General features: G+C 70.0%; 15 protein-coding genes. 11 read left to right on the top strand and 4 right to left on the bottom strand.

From position 1 onward, the window contains the following. Window positions 1–61: 61 nt before the first annotated feature. Genes ACO057_RS12750 through ACO057_RS12765 form a run of 4 tightly spaced genes read right to left on the bottom strand, consistent with a single transcriptional unit; the run spans window position 62 to window position 5,845 of the window. Window positions 62–937, bottom strand: coding sequence for a UPF0280 family protein (locus ACO057_RS12750; protein WP_421992249.1), 876 nt, complete (start codon window positions 935–937; stop codon window positions 62–64). Further along, entirely contained in the window at window positions 934–2,421 is a 1,488-nt protein-coding gene (locus ACO057_RS12755) for a 6-hydroxynicotinate reductase (RefSeq protein ID WP_421992251.1), read from the bottom strand. The genes ACO057_RS12750 and ACO057_RS12755 overlap by 4 nt, the downstream gene beginning before the upstream one ends. Next, on the bottom strand, window positions 2,415–5,093 hold the full coding sequence (locus tag ACO057_RS12760) for a molybdopterin-dependent oxidoreductase (protein ID WP_421992253.1): 2,679 nt from the start codon (window positions 5,091–5,093) through the stop codon (window positions 2,415–2,417). Before ACO057_RS12760 ends, ACO057_RS12755 begins: the two co-directional genes overlap by 7 nt. Next, window positions 5,090–5,845 carry an FAD binding domain-containing protein gene (locus tag ACO057_RS12765; RefSeq protein WP_421992255.1) on the bottom strand — a complete coding sequence of 252 codons (756 nt, stop codon included), beginning with the start codon at window positions 5,843–5,845 and terminating at the stop codon, window positions 5,090–5,092. The genes ACO057_RS12760 and ACO057_RS12765 overlap by 4 nt, the downstream gene beginning before the upstream one ends. A 359-nt stretch (window positions 5,846–6,204) precedes the next feature. On the opposite strand from ACO057_RS12765, the gene ACO057_RS12770 reads away from it, so the two are divergent. The 11 genes from ACO057_RS12770 to ACO057_RS12820 all read left to right on the top strand — a co-directional run bounded on the left by ACO057_RS12770 (window position 6,205) and on the right by ACO057_RS12820 (window position 17,376). After that, window positions 6,205–6,990, top strand: coding sequence for an ABC transporter ATP-binding protein (locus ACO057_RS12770; protein WP_421992257.1), 786 nt, complete (start codon window positions 6,205–6,207; stop codon window positions 6,988–6,990). Then, the gene (locus ACO057_RS12775; RefSeq protein ID WP_421992259.1) at window positions 6,983–7,687 is read left to right on the top strand and encodes an ABC transporter ATP-binding protein; all 705 of its coding nucleotides are present in this window, start codon (window positions 6,983–6,985) and stop codon (window positions 7,685–7,687) included. The genes ACO057_RS12770 and ACO057_RS12775 overlap by 8 nt, the downstream gene beginning before the upstream one ends. Window positions 7,688–7,721: 34 nt before the next feature. After that, complete coding sequence (locus tag ACO057_RS12780; protein WP_421992261.1) at window positions 7,722–8,954, top strand: ABC transporter substrate-binding protein; 1,233 nt, start codon at window positions 7,722–7,724, stop codon at window positions 8,952–8,954. Window positions 8,955–9,019: 65 nt separating this feature from the next. After that, window positions 9,020–10,255: an ABC transporter substrate-binding protein gene (locus ACO057_RS12785; protein ID WP_421992263.1), complete on the top strand. Its 1,236-nt coding sequence runs from the start codon at window positions 9,020–9,022 to the stop codon at window positions 10,253–10,255. Window positions 10,256–10,501: 246 nt separating this feature from the next. Next, the gene (locus ACO057_RS12790) at window positions 10,502–11,386 is read left to right on the top strand and encodes a branched-chain amino acid ABC transporter permease (RefSeq protein WP_421992265.1); all 885 of its coding nucleotides are present in this window, start codon (window positions 10,502–10,504) and stop codon (window positions 11,384–11,386) included. A gap of 3 nt (window positions 11,387–11,389) precedes the next feature. Next, window positions 11,390–12,376: a branched-chain amino acid ABC transporter permease gene (locus ACO057_RS12795; RefSeq protein WP_421992267.1), complete on the top strand. Its 987-nt coding sequence runs from the start codon at window positions 11,390–11,392 to the stop codon at window positions 12,374–12,376. 183 nt (window positions 12,377–12,559) lie between these two features. After that, window positions 12,560–13,261, top strand: coding sequence for a DUF1028 domain-containing protein (locus tag ACO057_RS12800; protein WP_421992269.1), 702 nt, complete (start codon window positions 12,560–12,562; stop codon window positions 13,259–13,261). After that, window positions 13,258–14,208 carry an ABC transporter ATP-binding protein gene (locus tag ACO057_RS12805; protein WP_421992271.1) on the top strand — a complete coding sequence of 317 codons (951 nt, stop codon included), beginning with the start codon at window positions 13,258–13,260 and terminating at the stop codon, window positions 14,206–14,208. Before ACO057_RS12800 ends, ACO057_RS12805 begins: the two co-directional genes overlap by 4 nt. After that, window positions 14,205–15,245: an ABC transporter ATP-binding protein gene (locus ACO057_RS12810; RefSeq protein WP_421992273.1), complete on the top strand. Its 1,041-nt coding sequence runs from the start codon at window positions 14,205–14,207 to the stop codon at window positions 15,243–15,245. The genes ACO057_RS12805 and ACO057_RS12810 overlap by 4 nt, the downstream gene beginning before the upstream one ends. Then, window positions 15,242–16,747, top strand: coding sequence for an ABC transporter substrate-binding protein (locus ACO057_RS12815; RefSeq protein ID WP_421992275.1), 1,506 nt, complete (start codon window positions 15,242–15,244; stop codon window positions 16,745–16,747). Before ACO057_RS12810 ends, ACO057_RS12815 begins: the two co-directional genes overlap by 4 nt. After that, window positions 16,744–17,376 carry a glutathione S-transferase family protein gene (locus tag ACO057_RS12820; RefSeq protein ID WP_421992277.1) on the top strand — a complete coding sequence of 211 codons (633 nt, stop codon included), beginning with the start codon at window positions 16,744–16,746 and terminating at the stop codon, window positions 17,374–17,376. The genes ACO057_RS12815 and ACO057_RS12820 overlap by 4 nt, the downstream gene beginning before the upstream one ends. The last annotated feature ends 2 nt before the right edge of the window (window positions 17,377–17,378 follow it).

The raw sequence follows: 17,378 nt of genomic DNA on the forward strand, positions 1-17,378 counted from the left end.
CGGAGCCTTGAACATCCGCAAAACGGTCCAAGGCATTGATTCCTGGTAACCCGATCCTGTGTCATGAATGGGACGCGGAGACTTCATCTCCGAGCGCCAGCAGGCCGGACAGCCGCACCTGGCCCTGGAGCCTCAGGCAGGCGCCCAGGATCAGGCCACGGCCCAGCAGGGCTTCGGCGCAAGCCGTGCCTCGGTCCAGCGCCATGGCCGCCAGCTCCGGCGGCAGCGCCCCGACGTCGACGGTGACCGGCAGGCCGCCGAGGTCGCTGTCCGGATCGAGGCTCTCGGCCGGCCGGCGGATCACGGCGGCATGCTCCACATCCACGGCATTAGCGATGATGCTGGCGGCCGCATCGGCCTGCGCGGCCCCCAGGGCCACCACCGTCACCGCATCGGCAATGCCGAGCGAAAAGCTCCGCCCCCGCCAGCCGGAGGTCGCGATGCCGCGCACCGCGCCATCCCCCCGGATCACCGCGAGGCCATCGGGCCCCGCCGCCTCCGGTCCCTCCATCAACCCGACCCTGAGGCAGCTGGCGGGCGAGAGGTGGAGCGCGATGTCGCCGCCATTGTTCACATGCGCCACCGAGATGCCGGGAATGGCGGCGATGGCAGCCACCACATGCTCGGCAACGGCGCCGGCCACGGCGACCATGGGCGTCACGAATTGCGCCCGATACGGCCAGGCGGCTTCGGCCATGCGGCGGGCGACGGGGTGGCGCAGTTCCGGCAGCCGGCCGAGCAAAGGCGCGCGCAACAGCGGCAGTTCCTCGATCAGCCCGGCCAGCACGCCGTGCAGGGACCGCCAGGCGGCCTCGCGCGCCGCCAGGACGGCGGCGCGGTCTCCCTCCAGGCCGATGACCAGATCGATCGGCCCGTCCTGCAGATGCAGGCGTCCGTCCGGCAACAGGGCGCGGTGCGGCGGCGGGCCGTCGCTCATCCCGGCGCGCCGGGCCAGGGATTTCCGGCGGGCCAGTCCTCATGGGTCGCGCCTTGGCCGTATTGGGCAAGCAGCGCCTCCAGGCTCAGCGCCTGGTCCACATGGCCGCCAAGGGCGGCGTAGAGATCGGCGCGCAGCGTGAATTCGAGCGGCGCGACCAGGGCCGGCGTCGGCACATGGCCGAAGGCCCGGTCCGGGATGGCCAGGACATCCGTCATGATGGTGATCCCTCCACCCGGATAGAGATAGCAGGGCGCGCCCCCCATGGTCACCCGCACCTCGCCGCGCTGGACGCCGCGGGTCAGGAGGATGGGGTTTTCCGTGACCCCGGCGCGCAGCGATCCCCCCGCCCCCGCCACAAAGAGGAGGGAGGTCAAAGCCGGTTCGCAATTCTCGCCGATGCGCGCGACGGTGTCCGCGACGGCGCGCGGCATGGGCGCGGGGACCGGACGCAGGGCCGCGTCCAACTCCAGATACAGCGAGTCCTCGCCGGTGGTGGTCGTCAGCAGCAGGCGCAGCCCCGGCCAGGCGAGCCGGGGGTCGATGCTCTCGATGATGGTCAGCGGGTCGGAAATGTCGGTGCCGCCCCAGCCCATCCCGGGATGCGCCACCTGGAAATAGCGCCCGGGCGTGGAGCGCCGGCCGCGGACGCGGATGCCCGAGGGGCGCATGTCCAGGCACTTGCCGGCCTGATGCTCGGTGAGGACACCGGTGATGTGGTCATCCACCACGATCACCTCGTCCACATGCCCCTGCCACTGCCGGGCGAAGATGCCGATGGCGGCCGAGCCGCAGCCCACCCGCATGCGGCGCTCGGGCACGCCGTTCACGATGGGCGCGGCCCCGGCCTGGAGCACGAGCGTCGCGCCGCCCTCGATCGCGACCTCGATCGCCTCCTTGCGGCACAGCGCCAGCAGGGCCGCGCAGGTGACGGTCCCCTCGCGCTTCGAGCCGCCGGTCAGATGCCGCACGCCACCCAGGCTGAGCATCTGCGAGCCGTATTCCGCCGTGGTGACATGGCCGATCTGCTCGCCCTCATGCATCACGCGCGCGGCTTCCGGGCCGAGATGGCGGTCCGTGTCGATCTTCGCCTTGAGGCCGCAATAGCTGAAGATCCCCTCGGTCACGACGGTGACCGTGTCCACGCCCGCATGCCGCGAACCGACGATGAAGGGCGCGGGCTTGTAGTCGGGATAGGTGGTGCCCGCCCCGATGGCCGTGACGAAGACCTCCTGGGCGGGTGGGGCGATGCCGCCGTCCCAGTCCCGCGCGGCATCGAGGAAGGGGACGAGCGGCCCGCCCGCCTCGATGGTCCGGCGCAGCAGGAGCAGCGGATCGGTGCGGATGAGCGCGCCATCGTCATTGGCATAGCGATGGCAGGCGCCGGCCCGGCCGGGGCGAATGCGGCAGAGCACCGGGCAGGCATCGCAACGGACGATGCCATCGGCCTCGGCGGCGCCGAAGATTGCGGTGCGATCTACCATCTGCCCGTGGATTTTAGCGCCTCCAGCACCCGATGCGGCAAGGCCGGAATGCGGTGGATCTCGGCCCCCGTCGCGTCGCGGATGGCGGAGAGGATGGCGGGCGCGGTCGCGACCAGGGCCGGCTCGCCCACGCCCTTGGCGCCGAAGGGGCCGAGCGGCTCGCGCTCCTCGATCAGGATGCAGTCGATGGGCGGCACGTCGCCGAAGGTGGGGATCAGGTAGTCGTGCAGGTTCTCGGTGCGGCCGGGAAGGTATTCCTCCATCAGCGCCAGGCCGATGCCCTGGGCGATGCCGCCATGGATCTGGCCCTCGACCAGGGTCGGGTTGATGGCGCGGCCTACGTCATGCGCGGCGACGAAGCGCTCCAGCTTCACCGTGCCGAGCTTCACGTCGACGGCGAGCGCGCAGAGCTGCGCGGCGAAGCCATAGGTGGCGTAGGGGATGCCCTGCCCGTTCGCATTGAGAGGGACGGTGGGCGGATCGAAGCGGCCATGGCCCTCGATGGGCTCGGGCGGGCGGAAGGGCGCGCCGTCCAGCGTCAGCGCGCCGTCCCAGCCGAGCTTGCCGTTGCTCCCGCGCAGGATCTTCTCGCGCAGATCCGCCGCCGCCTCCAGCGCGGCGCGGCCGCTGACGAAGGTCTGGCGCGAGGCGCTGGTCTTGCCGGCATCCAGCGTCCGCGCCGTGTCGCCGTTCACATGGGCCAGGGCCTCGACCGGAAGGCCCAGCGTCTCGGCCGCGATCTGGATGAGCACCGTGCTGCTGCCCTGGCCGATATCGACCGCGCCGTTGAAGAAGGTGATGCGCCCGTCCACCCCCAGCACGATCCGCATCTCGGAGGGGTTGGACATGGCGGTGTTGCCGATGCCGTACCACATGCCGGCCACGCCCACGCCGTGGCGCAGGACGCCGCCGGCCGCGTTGCGCGCGGCGGCCTTGTCGCGCCATTCGCGCCAGGCGGGGCGCAGCGCCTCGAAGCACAGGCGCTGACCGGCCGAGTGCTCCAGGCGATGGCCGGTGGCCGTGGTGTCGCCGGCGACGAGGGCGTTGCGAAGACGGAACTCCAGCCGGTCCAGCCCGCAGGCATCGGCCAGGCGGTCCCACAGCATCTCCTGCGCGATGGCGGCCTGCGGCACGCCGAAGCCGCGAAAGGCACCTGAGGGCGGCTGATGCGTGTGCACGGCCCGCGCCCGGGCGCGGACATGCGGCACGCGGTAGGGCCCGGTGGCATGCACCGGCACGCGGCCCGCAACCGTGGGGCCCCAGCTCGCATAGGCGCCGGTGTCATAGAGGCCCTCGAAATCGAGCGCGACGAGGCGGCCCTCCGCATCGCAGCCGGCACGGGCGGTGATGCGCGCGGGGTGGCGCTTGGTGCTGGCGGCCATGCTCTCGGTCCGCGACCAGATGGCGCGGACGGGATGGTCCATCACCCAGGCCGCGACCGCGAGCATGGGCTGGATCCCCGCATCCAGCTTGCCGCCGAAGCCACCGCCGCAGGCCGAGGGGATGATGCGCACCCGGTCCATCGAAAGGCCGAGCACGCCGGCCACCTCCTCGCGATCCATCCCCGGCGCCTGGGTGCTGGACCAGAGCTCGATGCGGTCAGATACGTCGCCCTCGCCGGCCTCCGGCCGGACCCGCCGCGCGAAGCCGGCCTCGGGCTCGAGATAGGCGTGCTCGACGAAGCCGGTCCGCCACTCGCCCCAGGTCACATGCGCGCAGGCCGCCAGCGCCGCTTCGGCATCGCCCCGGCGCACAAAGCCCGTGGTCAGCACGTTATCGGGGAACGCAGCGTGCAGGGGCGCGGATCGCAGGGCCGTGCCGGGATCGGTGAGCGGCGGCAGCACCTCCCAGGCGATGGGCAGGGCCTCGAAGCGCAGCGCCTCCACCGCCGCGCGCGTGCCGACCACGGCGCAGACCGGATCGCCGCGATAGAGCACGCGCTCCTCGGCGAAGACGGGCTGATCCTTGAGATGGGGATAGATGCCGTAGCCGTTGCGGCCGGGCACATCCTTCGCGCTCAGCACCGCGCGGATGCCGGGATGCGCGGCCAGGAAATCCGCCATCTTCCCAAGGACGAAGCGCGCATGCGCATGCGGGCTGCGGATGGCGCGCAGCCAGAGCGCATGGGCCGGGGCGAGATCGGCGCCGTAGAGCTCCGTGCCATCCAGCTTCGGCAGGCCGTCCAGGCGCGGCAGGCGATCGCCGACGGCGCCCGCTTCCGTCACGGCATCGACGCCACGGATCGCGTCGATGATCCGTCGGTAGCCGGTGCAGCGGCAGAGCACGCCGCCCAAGGCTTCCTCCACCTCGGACTCGGACGGCGTAGCGTTCCGGCGCAACAGCTCCGTCCCCGCCATCAGCATTCCCGGCGTACAGATCCCGCATTGCGCGGCGCCATGCGCGAGAAAACGCGCCATCAGCGCCTGGCCCTCCGCCATCGCGGCCAGGCCCTCGATGGTCTCGACCGCCGCCCCCTCGCATTGCCCGAGCGGCGTGAGGCAGGCGCAGGCCTGCGCGCCGTCCACCAGCACCGTGCACGCCCCGCAATCCCCGGCATCGCAGCCGATCTTCGTGCCCGTCAGGCCGAGCGCATCGCGCAGCGCATCGGCGAGCCGGGTCTGGCCGGGAAGGTCGAGCTCCCGCGCCGCGCCGTTCACCTGCAGCGAGGTCATGCGGCCAGCCGCTCCCGCGCGCGGGCGACGAGCTCGGCGGCGGCGATCCGGCGATAGTCGGCAGTGGCGCGCACATCGTCGATGGGTGCCAGCCCGCGCTCGTCCAGCAGCCGCGCGACCTCCGAGCAGGAGCCCACCGCCACGCGCCCGGCGGCATTGGCCGCGACCATCGCGATGGAGATCACCAGATGCGCGCGCGATCCCAGCTTGAGGAAGACCGAGGGCGATCGCGCCATGGCGTCGGGCACATGGATCGCGACCAGCAGCTCGTCCTGCGCCCGCGCCGTGCGGCGGTTGCCCAGGATGAATTCCGTCAGTTGCAGCCGTCGCGATCCGCGCAGGCTCGCCAGCTCCACCTCGGCCTCCAGCACCAGCAGCGGCGGCACGCCATCGGCGGCCGGCGAGGCGTTGCAGAGATTGCCGCCCAGAGTTCCGCGCGCCTGGACCTGCCGTCCGCCGACCTGCCGCGCCGCCTCGCGCAGTGCATCGAAGCCGGGCGGCAGATCCGCATCGCGCAGCGTGGCCCAGCTCGTCGCCGCGCCGATGCGCCAGGCGCCTCCCTCGCGCGATATCCCGCGCAGCATCTCGATGGCGGTGATGTCGAGCAGATGCGCCTCACGCGGCGCGCCCCAGGCCGCCGCATGCGCCCGCGCGGGAAAGATGTCGGTGCCCCCTGCCAGGACCTGGCACTCGGCGCTCGCGAGGACCTGCAGCGCATCGCCGAGCGCGCGCGGCCGCTCATATTTTCCCAATGCCGGAACTCTCCTCCGCGGAGGAGAAAGTCTGAAGCTGCCGGGCCGCCGGCTCAACGGAAAACTGGGCTGCCGGGATTTTCCTCCCCGGCCACGCAAAGGTGAAGGCATGATCCTCCGAAAGCCGCTCGACGCCCGGGCGCCCCTTCCCACGCGTGGGCGGGCTGACGGGTGGAGGGGATCCAGGGTCGGGATGGGTTACGCCGAGCACGGCCGCCAAGCGGAATATGTCCGGTTGAATTCAAGGCGGTGACGGCACCAGCGATGATGCTTGCAAGGCATCGCCCGCCTCGTCATACAGGCGATAAGGCCGGACAAGAACTGGCTTCAGGGAAATGACACCAAGGGGATGCGGACGAGTGAGCGATACGATTCTGGAGACCCAGGGGCTGACCAAGGAGTTCCTCGGCTTTCTCGCCGTGCAGAACGTCAACCTCTCCATCCGCCGCGGTAGCATCCACGGGCTGATCGGCCCGAATGGGGCAGGCAAGACGACCTGCTTCAATCTGCTCACCAAATTCCTGCAGCCGACGCGCGGCACCATCACCTATGATGGGCGGGACATCACCAACATGAAGCCGGCCGAGGTGGCGCGGCTGGGCCTGGTCCGCTCGTTCCAGATCTCGGCCGTCTTCCCGCATCTTTCGGTCCTGGAGAACGTCCGCCTGGCGCTTCAGCGCGCCCGCGGCGCGAGCTTCGATTTCTGGCGCTCGGATTCGGCGCTGAAGCAATACGACGCCCGCGCCCGCGAGCTGCTGGAGGATGTCGGCCTCACCGAATACGCCCCGCTGCAGGCCGGCCAGCTTCCCTATGGCCGCAAGCGCGCGCTGGAGATCGCGACCACCCTCGCGCTAGAGCCGGTGATGATGCTGCTCGACGAGCCGACCGCCGGCATGACCCATGACGACGTGGACCGCATCGTCACCCTCATCAAGCGCGTCTCCGTGGGGCGCACCGTTCTGCTGGTGGAGCACAACCTCAAGGTGGTCGAAGGCCTGTGCGACCGGATCACCGTGCTGGCCCGCGGCGAGGTCCTGGCCGAGGGCGACTACGCCTCGGTCAGCCGCAACCCCGATGTCCAGGCGGCCTATCTGGGGACCGACCCCTCCAGCGTCGGCGTTCCGGAGAGCAGCCTGCATGTCTGATCCCATGCTCAAGATCCAGGGCCTGGAAGCCTGGTACGGCGAGAGCCACGTCCTGCACGGCGTGGACATCGACATCGCCGAAGGCGAGGTCGTGACGCTGCTGGGCCGCAACGGCGCCGGCAAGACTTCGACCCTGCGCGCCATCATGGGCCTCGTCGGCCGCCGCGCGGGCTCGATCAGGTTCGATGGCACGGAGCTTATCGGGCTGCGCTCGGACCTGATCGCCCGCACCGGTATCGGCTATTGCCCCGAGGAGCGCGGCATCTTCGCCTCGCTCGACGTGACGGAAAACCTCATGCTGCCGCCGATGCTGCGGCCGGGCGGGCTTTCCGTGGCCGAAATCCACACGCTCTTCCCCAATCTCAAGGAGCGCGCGCACAGCCCGGGCACCAAGCTCTCGGGCGGCGAGCAGCAGATGCTGGCGATCGGGCGCATCCTGCGCACCGGGGCCAAGCTGCTGCTGCTCGACGAACCCTCGGAGGGCCTGGCGCCGGTCATCGTGCAGCAGATCGGCCGCACCATCCGCGAGCTGAAGACGCGCGGCTTCACCGTCCTTCTCGTCGAGCAGAACTTCCGCTTCGCCCAGACCGTGGCCGACCGTCACTACGTGATGGAGCATGGCCGCGTGATGGACATGGTGCCGAACGCGGAACTCAATTCCTCGCTGGACCGCCTCAACCAGTATCTGAGCGTCTGACCTTCGCGGACGCCGCACGGGAGCAAACGAGCCTATGACCATTCAACGTCGCACCCTCCTCTCCGCCGCCGCTGCGGCGCCCCTCGCCGGAGGCCTTCCGGGCCGGGCCCGCGCGCAGGCGAATACCATCAAGATCGGCGTGCTGACCGACATGTCGGGGCTCTACCGCGACCTCGCCGGGCCGGGCTCGCTGCGCGCCGTGCAGATGGCCGTGCAGGAGAGCGGGATCACCCAGCGCGGGATCAATGTGGAGGTCGTTTCGGCCGACCATCAGAACCGCCCGGATGTCGGCTCCACGGTCGCGCGGCAATGGATCGACCGCGACGGCGTGGACGTCCTCATCGACGTGCCGACGAGCTCGGTCGCGCTCGCGGTGAACAACATCACGCGCGAGAAGAACAAGGTGATGCTGAATTCGGGGGCGGCCTCCTCCGACCTCACCGGCAGCGCCTGCACGCCCAACACCATCCACTGGACCTATGACACCTGGATGCTCTCCAGCTCCACCGGCGGCGCGATGGTGCGGGCGGGCGGGCAGAGCTGGTTCTTCATCACCGCCGACTACGCCTTCGGCCACGCGCTGGAGCGCGACGCCTCGGAATTCGTGCGCGGCGCGGGCGGCCGGGTGGTGGGTTCGGTGCGCACGCCCTTCCCCGGCACGACCGACTTCTCCTCCTTCCTGCTGCAGGCCCAGGCGAGCCGGGCGCAGGTCGTGGGTCTCGCCAATGCGGGCGGCGACACGATCAACACCATCAAGCAGGCGGCGGAGTTCGGGCTGACGCGCGGCGGCCGCACCAAGCTGGCGGGTCTGCTGGTCTTCATCACCGACGTGCATTCGCTCGGGCTGCAGACGGCGCAGGGTCTGGTGCTGACCGAGACCTTCTACTGGGATCTCAACGACAAGACGCGCGGCTTCTCCACGCGCCTGGCGCTGCCGGGTGGGGCCAAGCCCTCGATGGTGCAGGCCGGCTGCTACTCCTCGGTGCTGCACTACCTGAAGGCCGTGGCCGAGATGGGCGTGCCCGCGGCCAAGGCCAGCGGCGCCGACGCGGTCGCGAAGATGAAGGCCATGCCGACCGAGGACGACGCCTTCGGGGCGGGCAGCATCCGCGCCGATGGCCGCAAGATCCACCCGTCCTACCTCTTCGAGGTGAAGCCGCCTTCCGAGAGCCGCGGCGCCTGGGACTACTACAAGCTGCTCAGCACGACGCCCGCCGACCAGGCCTTCCGTCCGATCGCCCAGGGAGGCTGCGCTCTGGTTCGCTAAGCACCGCAACACGGGGGCGAGGCGGCGCAGACCGCCCGCCCCGGATATCCAGGGAGACCAATCTGATGACCAACCTCGACCGCCGTGCCGTTCTCGGCGCGACCGCCGGCGCCGCCCTCGGCGCGCTGCCGTTCCGCAGCGCCCGCGCGCAGGCGAATACCATCAAGATCGGCGTGATGAACGACCAGTCCGGCCCCTATCGCGACATCGGCGGGCCGAACGGCGTCATCATGGCGCAGATCGCGGCGCAGGAGTTCGGCAATGGCCGCGGCTTCAACATCGAGATCGTCGGCGCCGACCATCAGAACCGCCCCGATGTCGGCGTGAACATCGCGCGCCAATGGTACGACCAGGGCGTCGACATGATCCTCGACGTGCCGACCTCCTCGGTGGGCCTCGCCGTGAACTCCGTCGCGAGGGAGAAGAACAAGGTCTACATCAACGTCGGCGCGGCCACGGCCGACCTCACGGGGCCGCAATGCAGCCCGAACACGGCGCATTGGGTCTACGACACCTATATGCTGGCGAAGTCGACGGGCGGCGCCATGGTGCGCGCGGGCGGCGACAGCTGGTTCTTCATCACCGCCGACTATGCCTTCGGCCATGCGCTGGAGCGCGACACCTCAACCTTCGTGCGCGCCAATGGCGGACGCGTCGCCGGCAGCGTGCGCTATCCCTTCCCCGCCACCTCGGACTTCTCCGCCTTTCTCGTGCAGGCGCAGGCCAGCCGCGCGAAGGTGATCGCCTTCGCCAATGCGGGCGCGGACACGATCAACTGCATCAAGCAGGCGGCGGAGTTCGGCATCACCCGGCGCGGCACCAAGCTCGCGGCGCTGCTGATGTTCATCGCCGACGTCCATGCGCTCGGCCTCGAAAGCGCCCAGGGCCTCGTGATGACCGAGAGCTTCTACTGGGACATGGACGACCGCACCCGCGCCTTCAGCCGCCGCGTCCAGCCGCGGCTCAACAACCGCGCCATGCCCAACATGGTCACGGCGGGCAACTACTCGGCGACGCTGCACTACCTCAAGGCGGTGGCCGCCATGGGCGTCGCCGCGTCCAAGACATCGGGCATCGAGGTGATGAACCGCATGAAGAGCCTCCCCGTCGAGGATGAGGCCTTCGGGCGCGGCACGCTGCGCCAGGACGGGCGGATGATGGTTCCCTCCTACCTCTGGGAGGTGAAGGCGCCCTCGGAATCCCGCGGGCCCTGGGACTATCTCAAGCTGCTGCAGACCACCTCGGCGGAAGACGCCTGGCGGCCGCTCGCCGAAGGCGGTTGCCCCTTCATCCGCACCTGACGCCGGCGGTGGAAGCGGCCGCCAAGAGCCGCGCCATCCTTATCCCTTCAACCCTTGCCGAGGATCCGTGCATGAGCCCGCCCCGCAGAGATCTGCTCGCCCCCGGCGGGCTTGCGGCGATGCCGGCCGGGCGGCCGTGCGCGCAGGGTCGGTCCGGCCAGGACACCATCATCACCACCGCGGCCGAGAATGCCTTCCGGCCGCTGCAAGAGGGCCGTTGCCCGCTCGTCAGAGGATAGATCGAGTATGGACGATATTTTCGGGATTCCGGCACCGCTGCTCTTCGGCCAATTGCTGCTCGGCCTGATCAACGGCGCCTTCTATGCCCTGCTCTCGCTGGGCCTGGCGGTCATCTTCGGCATGCTGAACGTCATCAACTTCGCCCACGGCGCGCAGTTCATGATGGGCGCCTTCGCGGCCTGGATGCTGCTGGAATATGTGGGGCTCAACTACTGGTGGGCGCTGGTTCTGGCGCCGCTGCTGGTGGGGGCCTTCGGCGTCATCCTCGAACGCACCATGATCGCCCGATTGTACAAGCTCGATCATCTCTACGGCCTGCTGCTGACCTTCGGCCTGGGCCTCATCATCGAGGGCGTGTTCCGCAACCAGTATGGCAGCTCGGGCCTGCCCTACCGCATCCCGCCGCAGCTCGCCGGCGCCTGGGATCTCGGCTTCATGTTCCTGCCCGTCTATCGCGGCTGGGTCGTCGTCGTGGCGGCGGTGATGTGCTTCACCACCTGGCTCGTGATCGAGAAGACCAAGATCGGCAGCTACCTCCGCGCCTCGACCGAGAATGCCGCGCTGGTCCAGGCCTTCGGCATCAACGTGCCGCGCCTCATGACGCTGACCTATGGAGGCGGTGTCGCCCTGGCCGCCTTCGCCGGCGTGCTCGCCGCGCCGATCTACTCCGTGAATCCGCAGATGGGCTCGAACCTCATCATCATCGTCTTCGCCGTCGTCGTCATCGGCGGCATGGGCTCCATCCTCGGCTCGGTCCTCACGGGCTTCGGGCTCGGCGTCATCGAAGGTCTGACCAAGGTGTTTTACCCCGAAGCCTCCTCCACCGTGATCTTCGTGGTCATGGCCATCGTGCTGCTGGCGCGTCCCGCCGGCCTCTTCGGGAGGGCCTGACCCATGGCGGCACCCGGCGGTTTCAGCGGTACCGATTTCCGCAACGAGGAGGCCTATTTCCTCGGCTTCACCCAGGCCCAGGTCTTTGCCTTCGCCGTGCTGATCGCCTTCCTCGCGATCAGCCCCTTCTTCCTCTACCCCGTCTTCCTGATGAAGCTGCTCTGCTTCGCGCTCTTCGCCTGCGCCTTCAACCTGCTCATCGGCTATGTCGGACTACTGAGCTTCGGGCATGCGGCCTATTTCGGCATGGGGGGCTATATCACCGGCCATGCCGCCAAGGTCTGGGGATTGCCGCCTGAGCTCTCCATCATTCTCGGCGGGCTTGTCGGCGCGGCGCTGGGCCTGGTCATCGGCTGGATCGCCATCCGCCGGCAGGGCATCTACTTCGCCATGATCACCCTGGCCTTCGCGCAGATGGTCTATTTCTTCTGCGTCCAGGCGCCCTTCACCGGCGGTGAGGACGGCATCCAGTCCATCCCGCGCGGGTACTTCCTCGGCGTCGTGGACCTCAGCCGCGACATCAACATGTACTGGCTGACGGCGGGCGTCTTCCTGCTCGGCTTCCTGCTGATCCATCGCATCGTGCACTCGCCCTTCGGCATGGTGCTGAAGTCGATCCGCGAGAACGAGCCGCGCGCCACCTCGCTCGGCTACCGCACGGACGACTACAAGCTGATGGCCTTCGTGCTCTCGGCCGGGCTGGCCGGCGTGGCGGGCGGGCTGAAGTCGCTGGTCTTCGGCATCGCGACCCTCACCGACGTGTTCTGGACCATGTCGGGCGAGGTCGTGCTGATGTCGCTGGTCGGTGGTCTCGGCACCATCTTCGGGCCCTTCGTGGGCGCGGCCGTGATCATCACCATGCAGAACTACCTGGCCGAGTTCGGCGCCTGGGTGACGGTGATCCAGGGCGTGATCTTCGTGCTCTGCGTGCTCGCCTTCCGCCGTGGACTCGTGGGCGAGATCGGCAACTGGCTGCGCGTGCGACTTTGATCCCGCTGGCGGAGGCGACGCCTCCGCCAGCCCTCCGGTCCCGCGCCACGCGACGGGGCCGTGCCTCGATCGCCGCGCGATGATGCAAGGCTGCTCAAGGGCAAGGCATGGGGCGGGCGCGCCGGCCTCGCCGCTCAAACTCGCCTCTATGCGCCCGGACCACCTTCGCTACAGTCCCCGGCGATGACATGGTCCCTCCTGGCGCGCGATCCGCGCAGCGGCGAGTTCGGCGTCGCCATCGCGACGCGCTTCTTCGCCCTGGGCGCGCTGGCCCCGCGCGTGGAGGCCGGCGTGGGCGCGCTGTCCTCGCAGGCGCTGATCAATCCGATGCTGGCCCTGCGGGGCATGGAGCGGCTGCGCGCAGGCGAGGCGCCGCAGGCCATCCTCGACGCGCTGATCGCGGCGGATGCCGGGCGCGAGGCGCGGCAGTTCCACATCCTCGGCCCCGACGGCGCGATCGCGCAGCACACGGGCGCGGCTTGCGTGCCCTGGTGCGGCGCGGTCCGGGCCAAGGATGTCTCGGTCGCGGGCAATATGCTGGCGGGACCGGGCGTGGTCGCAGACACGCTCGCCGCCTTCCTCGCCGCGGATCACCTGCCCATGGCGCTGCGGCTGATCCACGCCATGGAGGCCGGCGAGGCCGCCGGGGGCGATGCGCGCGGCAAGCAATCGGCCGCGCTGATGGTCGCATCGAGGGATCCCTATCCCGATCTCGACCTTCGCGTGGACGACCATCCCGATCCGCTGGCCGAGCTGCGCCGCCTGCACGCGGTCGCGCAGGAGCGCTTCGTGCCGTTCCGTAGCTTCCTCGCCGGCGCGGACCATCCGGGCGTCTTCGACCGGGCCGTCATCGCCGCGGCCCTCGAGGCGAGAGCGACAGAATGAACGCGCTGGAAGTCGAGAGCCTCAGCATCGAATTCCACACCGACCGCGGCGCGCTGAGGGCGGTGGACGGCGTCTCCTTCAGCGTCGAGCCGGGGCGCACGCTGGCCATCGTGGGCGAGAGCGGCTGCGGGAAATCGGCCACCGCGCTCGCCATCCTCGGGCTGCTGGCCGACAACGCGCAGCGCCTGGGCGACATCCGCCTGGCCGGCGAAATGCTCACCGCCGAGGGCCAGCGCAGCGCGCGCGGCCGGGAGCTCGCGATGATCTTCCAGGAGCCCATGACCAGCCTGAACCCGGCCTTCACCGCCGGCGAGCAGGTGGCCGAGGCGCTTCGCCTCCATGAGGGCCTCAGCCCGCGCGACGCCATGGCGCGCGCCATCGCCATGCTGGAGCGCGTCCGCATTCCCGAGGCCGCGCGGCGCGCGAAGCAGTATCCGCACCAGCTCTCCGGCGGCATGCGGCAGCGCGTGATGATCGCCATCGCGCTCGCCTGCCGCCCCAGGCTGCTCATCGCCGACGAGCCCACCACCGCGCTCGACGTCACGGTGCAGGCGCAGATCCTGGCGCTGCTCGACGAGTTGAAGCGCGAGACCGGAACGGCGGTGGTGCTCATCACCCACGATCTCGGCGTGGTGCAGGACCATGCGGACGAGGTGGTGGTGATGTATGCCGGCCGCGTCGCCGAGCGTGCGCCGGCCGCGCGGCTCTTCGCCGAGCCGCAGCATCCCTACACGATCGGCCTGCTCGGCGCGGCGCCACGGCTGGATTCCAAGCGCCCGCGCCTCGCCTCCATCGAGGGCACGGTGCCCGACCTGCGCGACCCGCCGCCCGGCTGCCGCTTCGCGCCGCGCTGCCCCTTCGCGCTCGAGATCTGCGCGACGATGCCTCCCCTGCGCGAGATCGCTCCCGAGCATTTCGCGGCCTGCCACCGGGCGCCGCTCGCATGAACGCCTTGCTGCAGCTCGAGGGGATGGTGAAGCACTTCCCCTTCCGCGACAGCCTCGGCCGCAAGCGCGGCGCGGTGCGCGCGGTGGATGGCGTGTCGCTCTCGGTGCCGAAGGGCGGCGTGCTCGCCATCGTCGGCGAGAGCGGTTGCGGCAAGTCCACGCTCGGCCGCGTCGCGCTGCGGCTCGTGGAACCCGACGCCGGCAGCCTGCGCTTCGACGGCGAGGACCTGCTGGCCCTGAAGCCCGCCGCCCTGCGCGCCAGGCGGCGCGAGATGCAGCTCATCTTCCAGGACCCCTTCGCCAGCCTGGATCCGCGCATGACGGTCGAGGCCGCGATCACCGAGCCGCTGATCCTCCACAAGCTGCATCGCGGCCGGGAGCGCGCGCGCGTCGCGGAACTGCTGGAGCGCGTGGGCCTTCGCCCCGAGCTCGCGCGCCGCTGGCCGCATGAATTCTCCGGCGGCCAGCGCCAGCGCATCGCCATCGCGCGGGCTTTGGCCAGCGAGCCGCGCCTCATCATCGGCGACGAGCCGGTCTCGGCACTCGACGTCTCCGTCCAGGCGCAGGTGGTGAACCTGCTGGGCGACCTGATCCGCGATCTCGGCCTGACCTTCGTGCTCATCAGCCATGATCTCGGCGTGGTGCGGCAAATCGCGGACCGGGTGGCGGTGATGTATCTCGGCCGCATCGTCGAGGAGGCGCCGGCGGAGCAGATCTTCCGCGCGCCGCGCCATCCCTATACCCGAGCGCTGCTCGCCGCCGTGCCAGGCCAGGGCGGCGCGCTGAAGCTGCTGGAGGGCGATATCCCCTCCCCCGTTTCGCCGCCTTCCGGCTGCCGCTTTCGGACGCGCTGCCCCCATGCCCAGGCGCTCTGCGCGGAAGCGATGCCGGAGCTGACCGGGCAAGAACCACATCTCACCGCCTGCCACTTCCAGGATAGCCTGCCCGCCGCGACGCCCATCCGGGAGGCCGCCGCCGATGCGCGGCTCGCCCATCTCCAAAGCTTCTTCACGACGAACCGGGAGCCCATCGCATGATCCGCCGCCTGCTGCTCGCCACCTGTGCCGTGCTGGGGCTTTGCGCCGCGGCGCAGGCGCAGAACCTCCGCATCGGGCTGCGCGAGGACCCCGATATCCTGGACCCGACGCTGGCGCGCACCTTCGTCGGCCGCATCGTCTTCGCGAGCCTGTGCGACAAGCTCTTCGACATCAACGAGCGGCTGGAGATCGTCCCACAGCTCGCCACCGGCTATACCTGGGAAGACCCGCGCACCTTGCTCATCACGCTGCGCGAGGGCGTGCGCTTCCATGACGGCGAGGCGATGGACGCCGAGGCCGTGCGCTACAGCCTCGACCGGCACCGGAACATGCAGGGCAGCTTCCGGCGCGGCGAGATCAACACCATCGAAGCGGTGGAGGTCGTCGATCCACTGAAGGTCCGCATCCGCCTGAGCGCGCCCTCCGCGCCCTTCCTCTCCCAGCTCACCGACCGCGCCGGCATGATCGTAAGCCCCAAGGCCGCCGAGGCCGGCGGGCGCAACTTCGGCACGCGCCCCGTCTGCGCCGGCCCCTTCCGCTTCGTCGAGCGCGTGGCGCAGGATCGCATCGTGGTCGAGCGTTTCCCCGAATACTGGAACGCCGCGGCCATCCACCTGAATCGCGTGACCTACCAGATCATCACGGACAGCACGGTGCGCCTCGCCAACCTGCAGTCCGGCGCGTTGGAGATGGTGCAGACCATCGATCCCGATGACGTGGCGGCCGTGCGGCGGAACAACCGCCTGCGCGTCTCGGTCAGCGACGAGCTGGGCTACCAGTCGATCACCTTCAATATCGGCAACGGCGCCCGCGCCCAGACGCCCCTCGGCCAGAACGCCCGCGTGCGCGAGGCCTTCGAGCTCGCGATCGACCGTACCGCGCTCAACCAGGTCGTCTATGAGGGCATGTACACGCCCACCGCGCAGCCGGTCCCGCCGGCCAACCCCTTCCATGTCGCCGACTTCCGTCCCGAGCCGCGCAACCTGGAGCGCGCGCGCGCCCTGCTGCGGGAGGCCGGCGTGACCACGCCGCTGCGGGTCGAGATGACCATCCCCAACAGCCCCGATCTGCGCCAGGCCGGCGAGGTGATCCAGGCCATGGTGCGCGAGGCGGGGTTCGACCTGCGCCTCAACACGATGGAATTCGCCAGCAGCCTCCAGGCGGCCACGCGGGGCGATTTCGAATCCTATCTCCTCGCCTGGTCCGGGCGCGTCGATCCCGACGGGAACAGCTGGACCTTCATCCATTCCCGCGGTCCGCAGAATGACGGCCGCTACGCCAATCCCGAGGTGGATCGCCTGCTCGACGCGGCGCGCAGCGAGCCGGATGCAGGCAAGCGGCGCGAGCTCTACGGCCAGATCTGGCAGATCTCGCTGCGGCAGGACCGCCACCGCATCTACCTCTGGCACCGCAAGAACATCGTCGCGCACACCGCGCGGCTTCAGGGCTATGTGAACGTTCCAGACGGCATTCTCCGCCTGCAAGGAATGAGGCTGCAATGATCACGCTGCACCACTGCCCCAATACGCGCTCCAGCGGCGCCCGCTCGCTGCTCGAGCAGATGGGCGTGCCCTACGAGCTGCACGCCATGGACATGCGCACCGGCGAGAACCGGCAGCCGGCCTACCTGACCATCAACCCGCTGGGGAAGGTGCCCGCTGTCACGGAGGACGGCGCCCTCGTCACCGAGCAGGGCGCGATCTTCCTCTACCTCGCCGACCGCTTCCCCGAGGCGAAGATGGCGCCGCCGATCGGCGATCCCTTGCGCGGCCCCTTCCTGCGCTGGCTCTTCTTCTACGGCTCGGCCTTCGAGCCGGCGATCGTGGACCACGCCCAGAAGCGCGATCCCGGCACGGCCTCCATGAGCCCCTATGGTAGCTACGAGGCCGTCATCGACGTACTGCGCGGCCAACTCGCCAAGGGTCCCTGGCTGCTCGGCGAGCGTCTCACGGCGGCCGATATCCTCTGGGGCGTGGCGCTCGGCTGGACAATGATGTTCGGCGTCGTGCCGAAGCATCCGGAGTTCGTGACCTTCGCCGAACGCGTGGCCGCGCTGCCGGGTGTGCGGAGCGCGGCGGCCAAGGACGCCGAGCTTGCCGCCGCGCATGAAGCCGCGCGCGGCAAGGGCTGACG

Source organism: Roseococcus sp. (assembly GCF_965227005.1).
Lineage (GTDB): Bacteria > Pseudomonadota > Alphaproteobacteria > Acetobacterales > Acetobacteraceae > Roseococcus.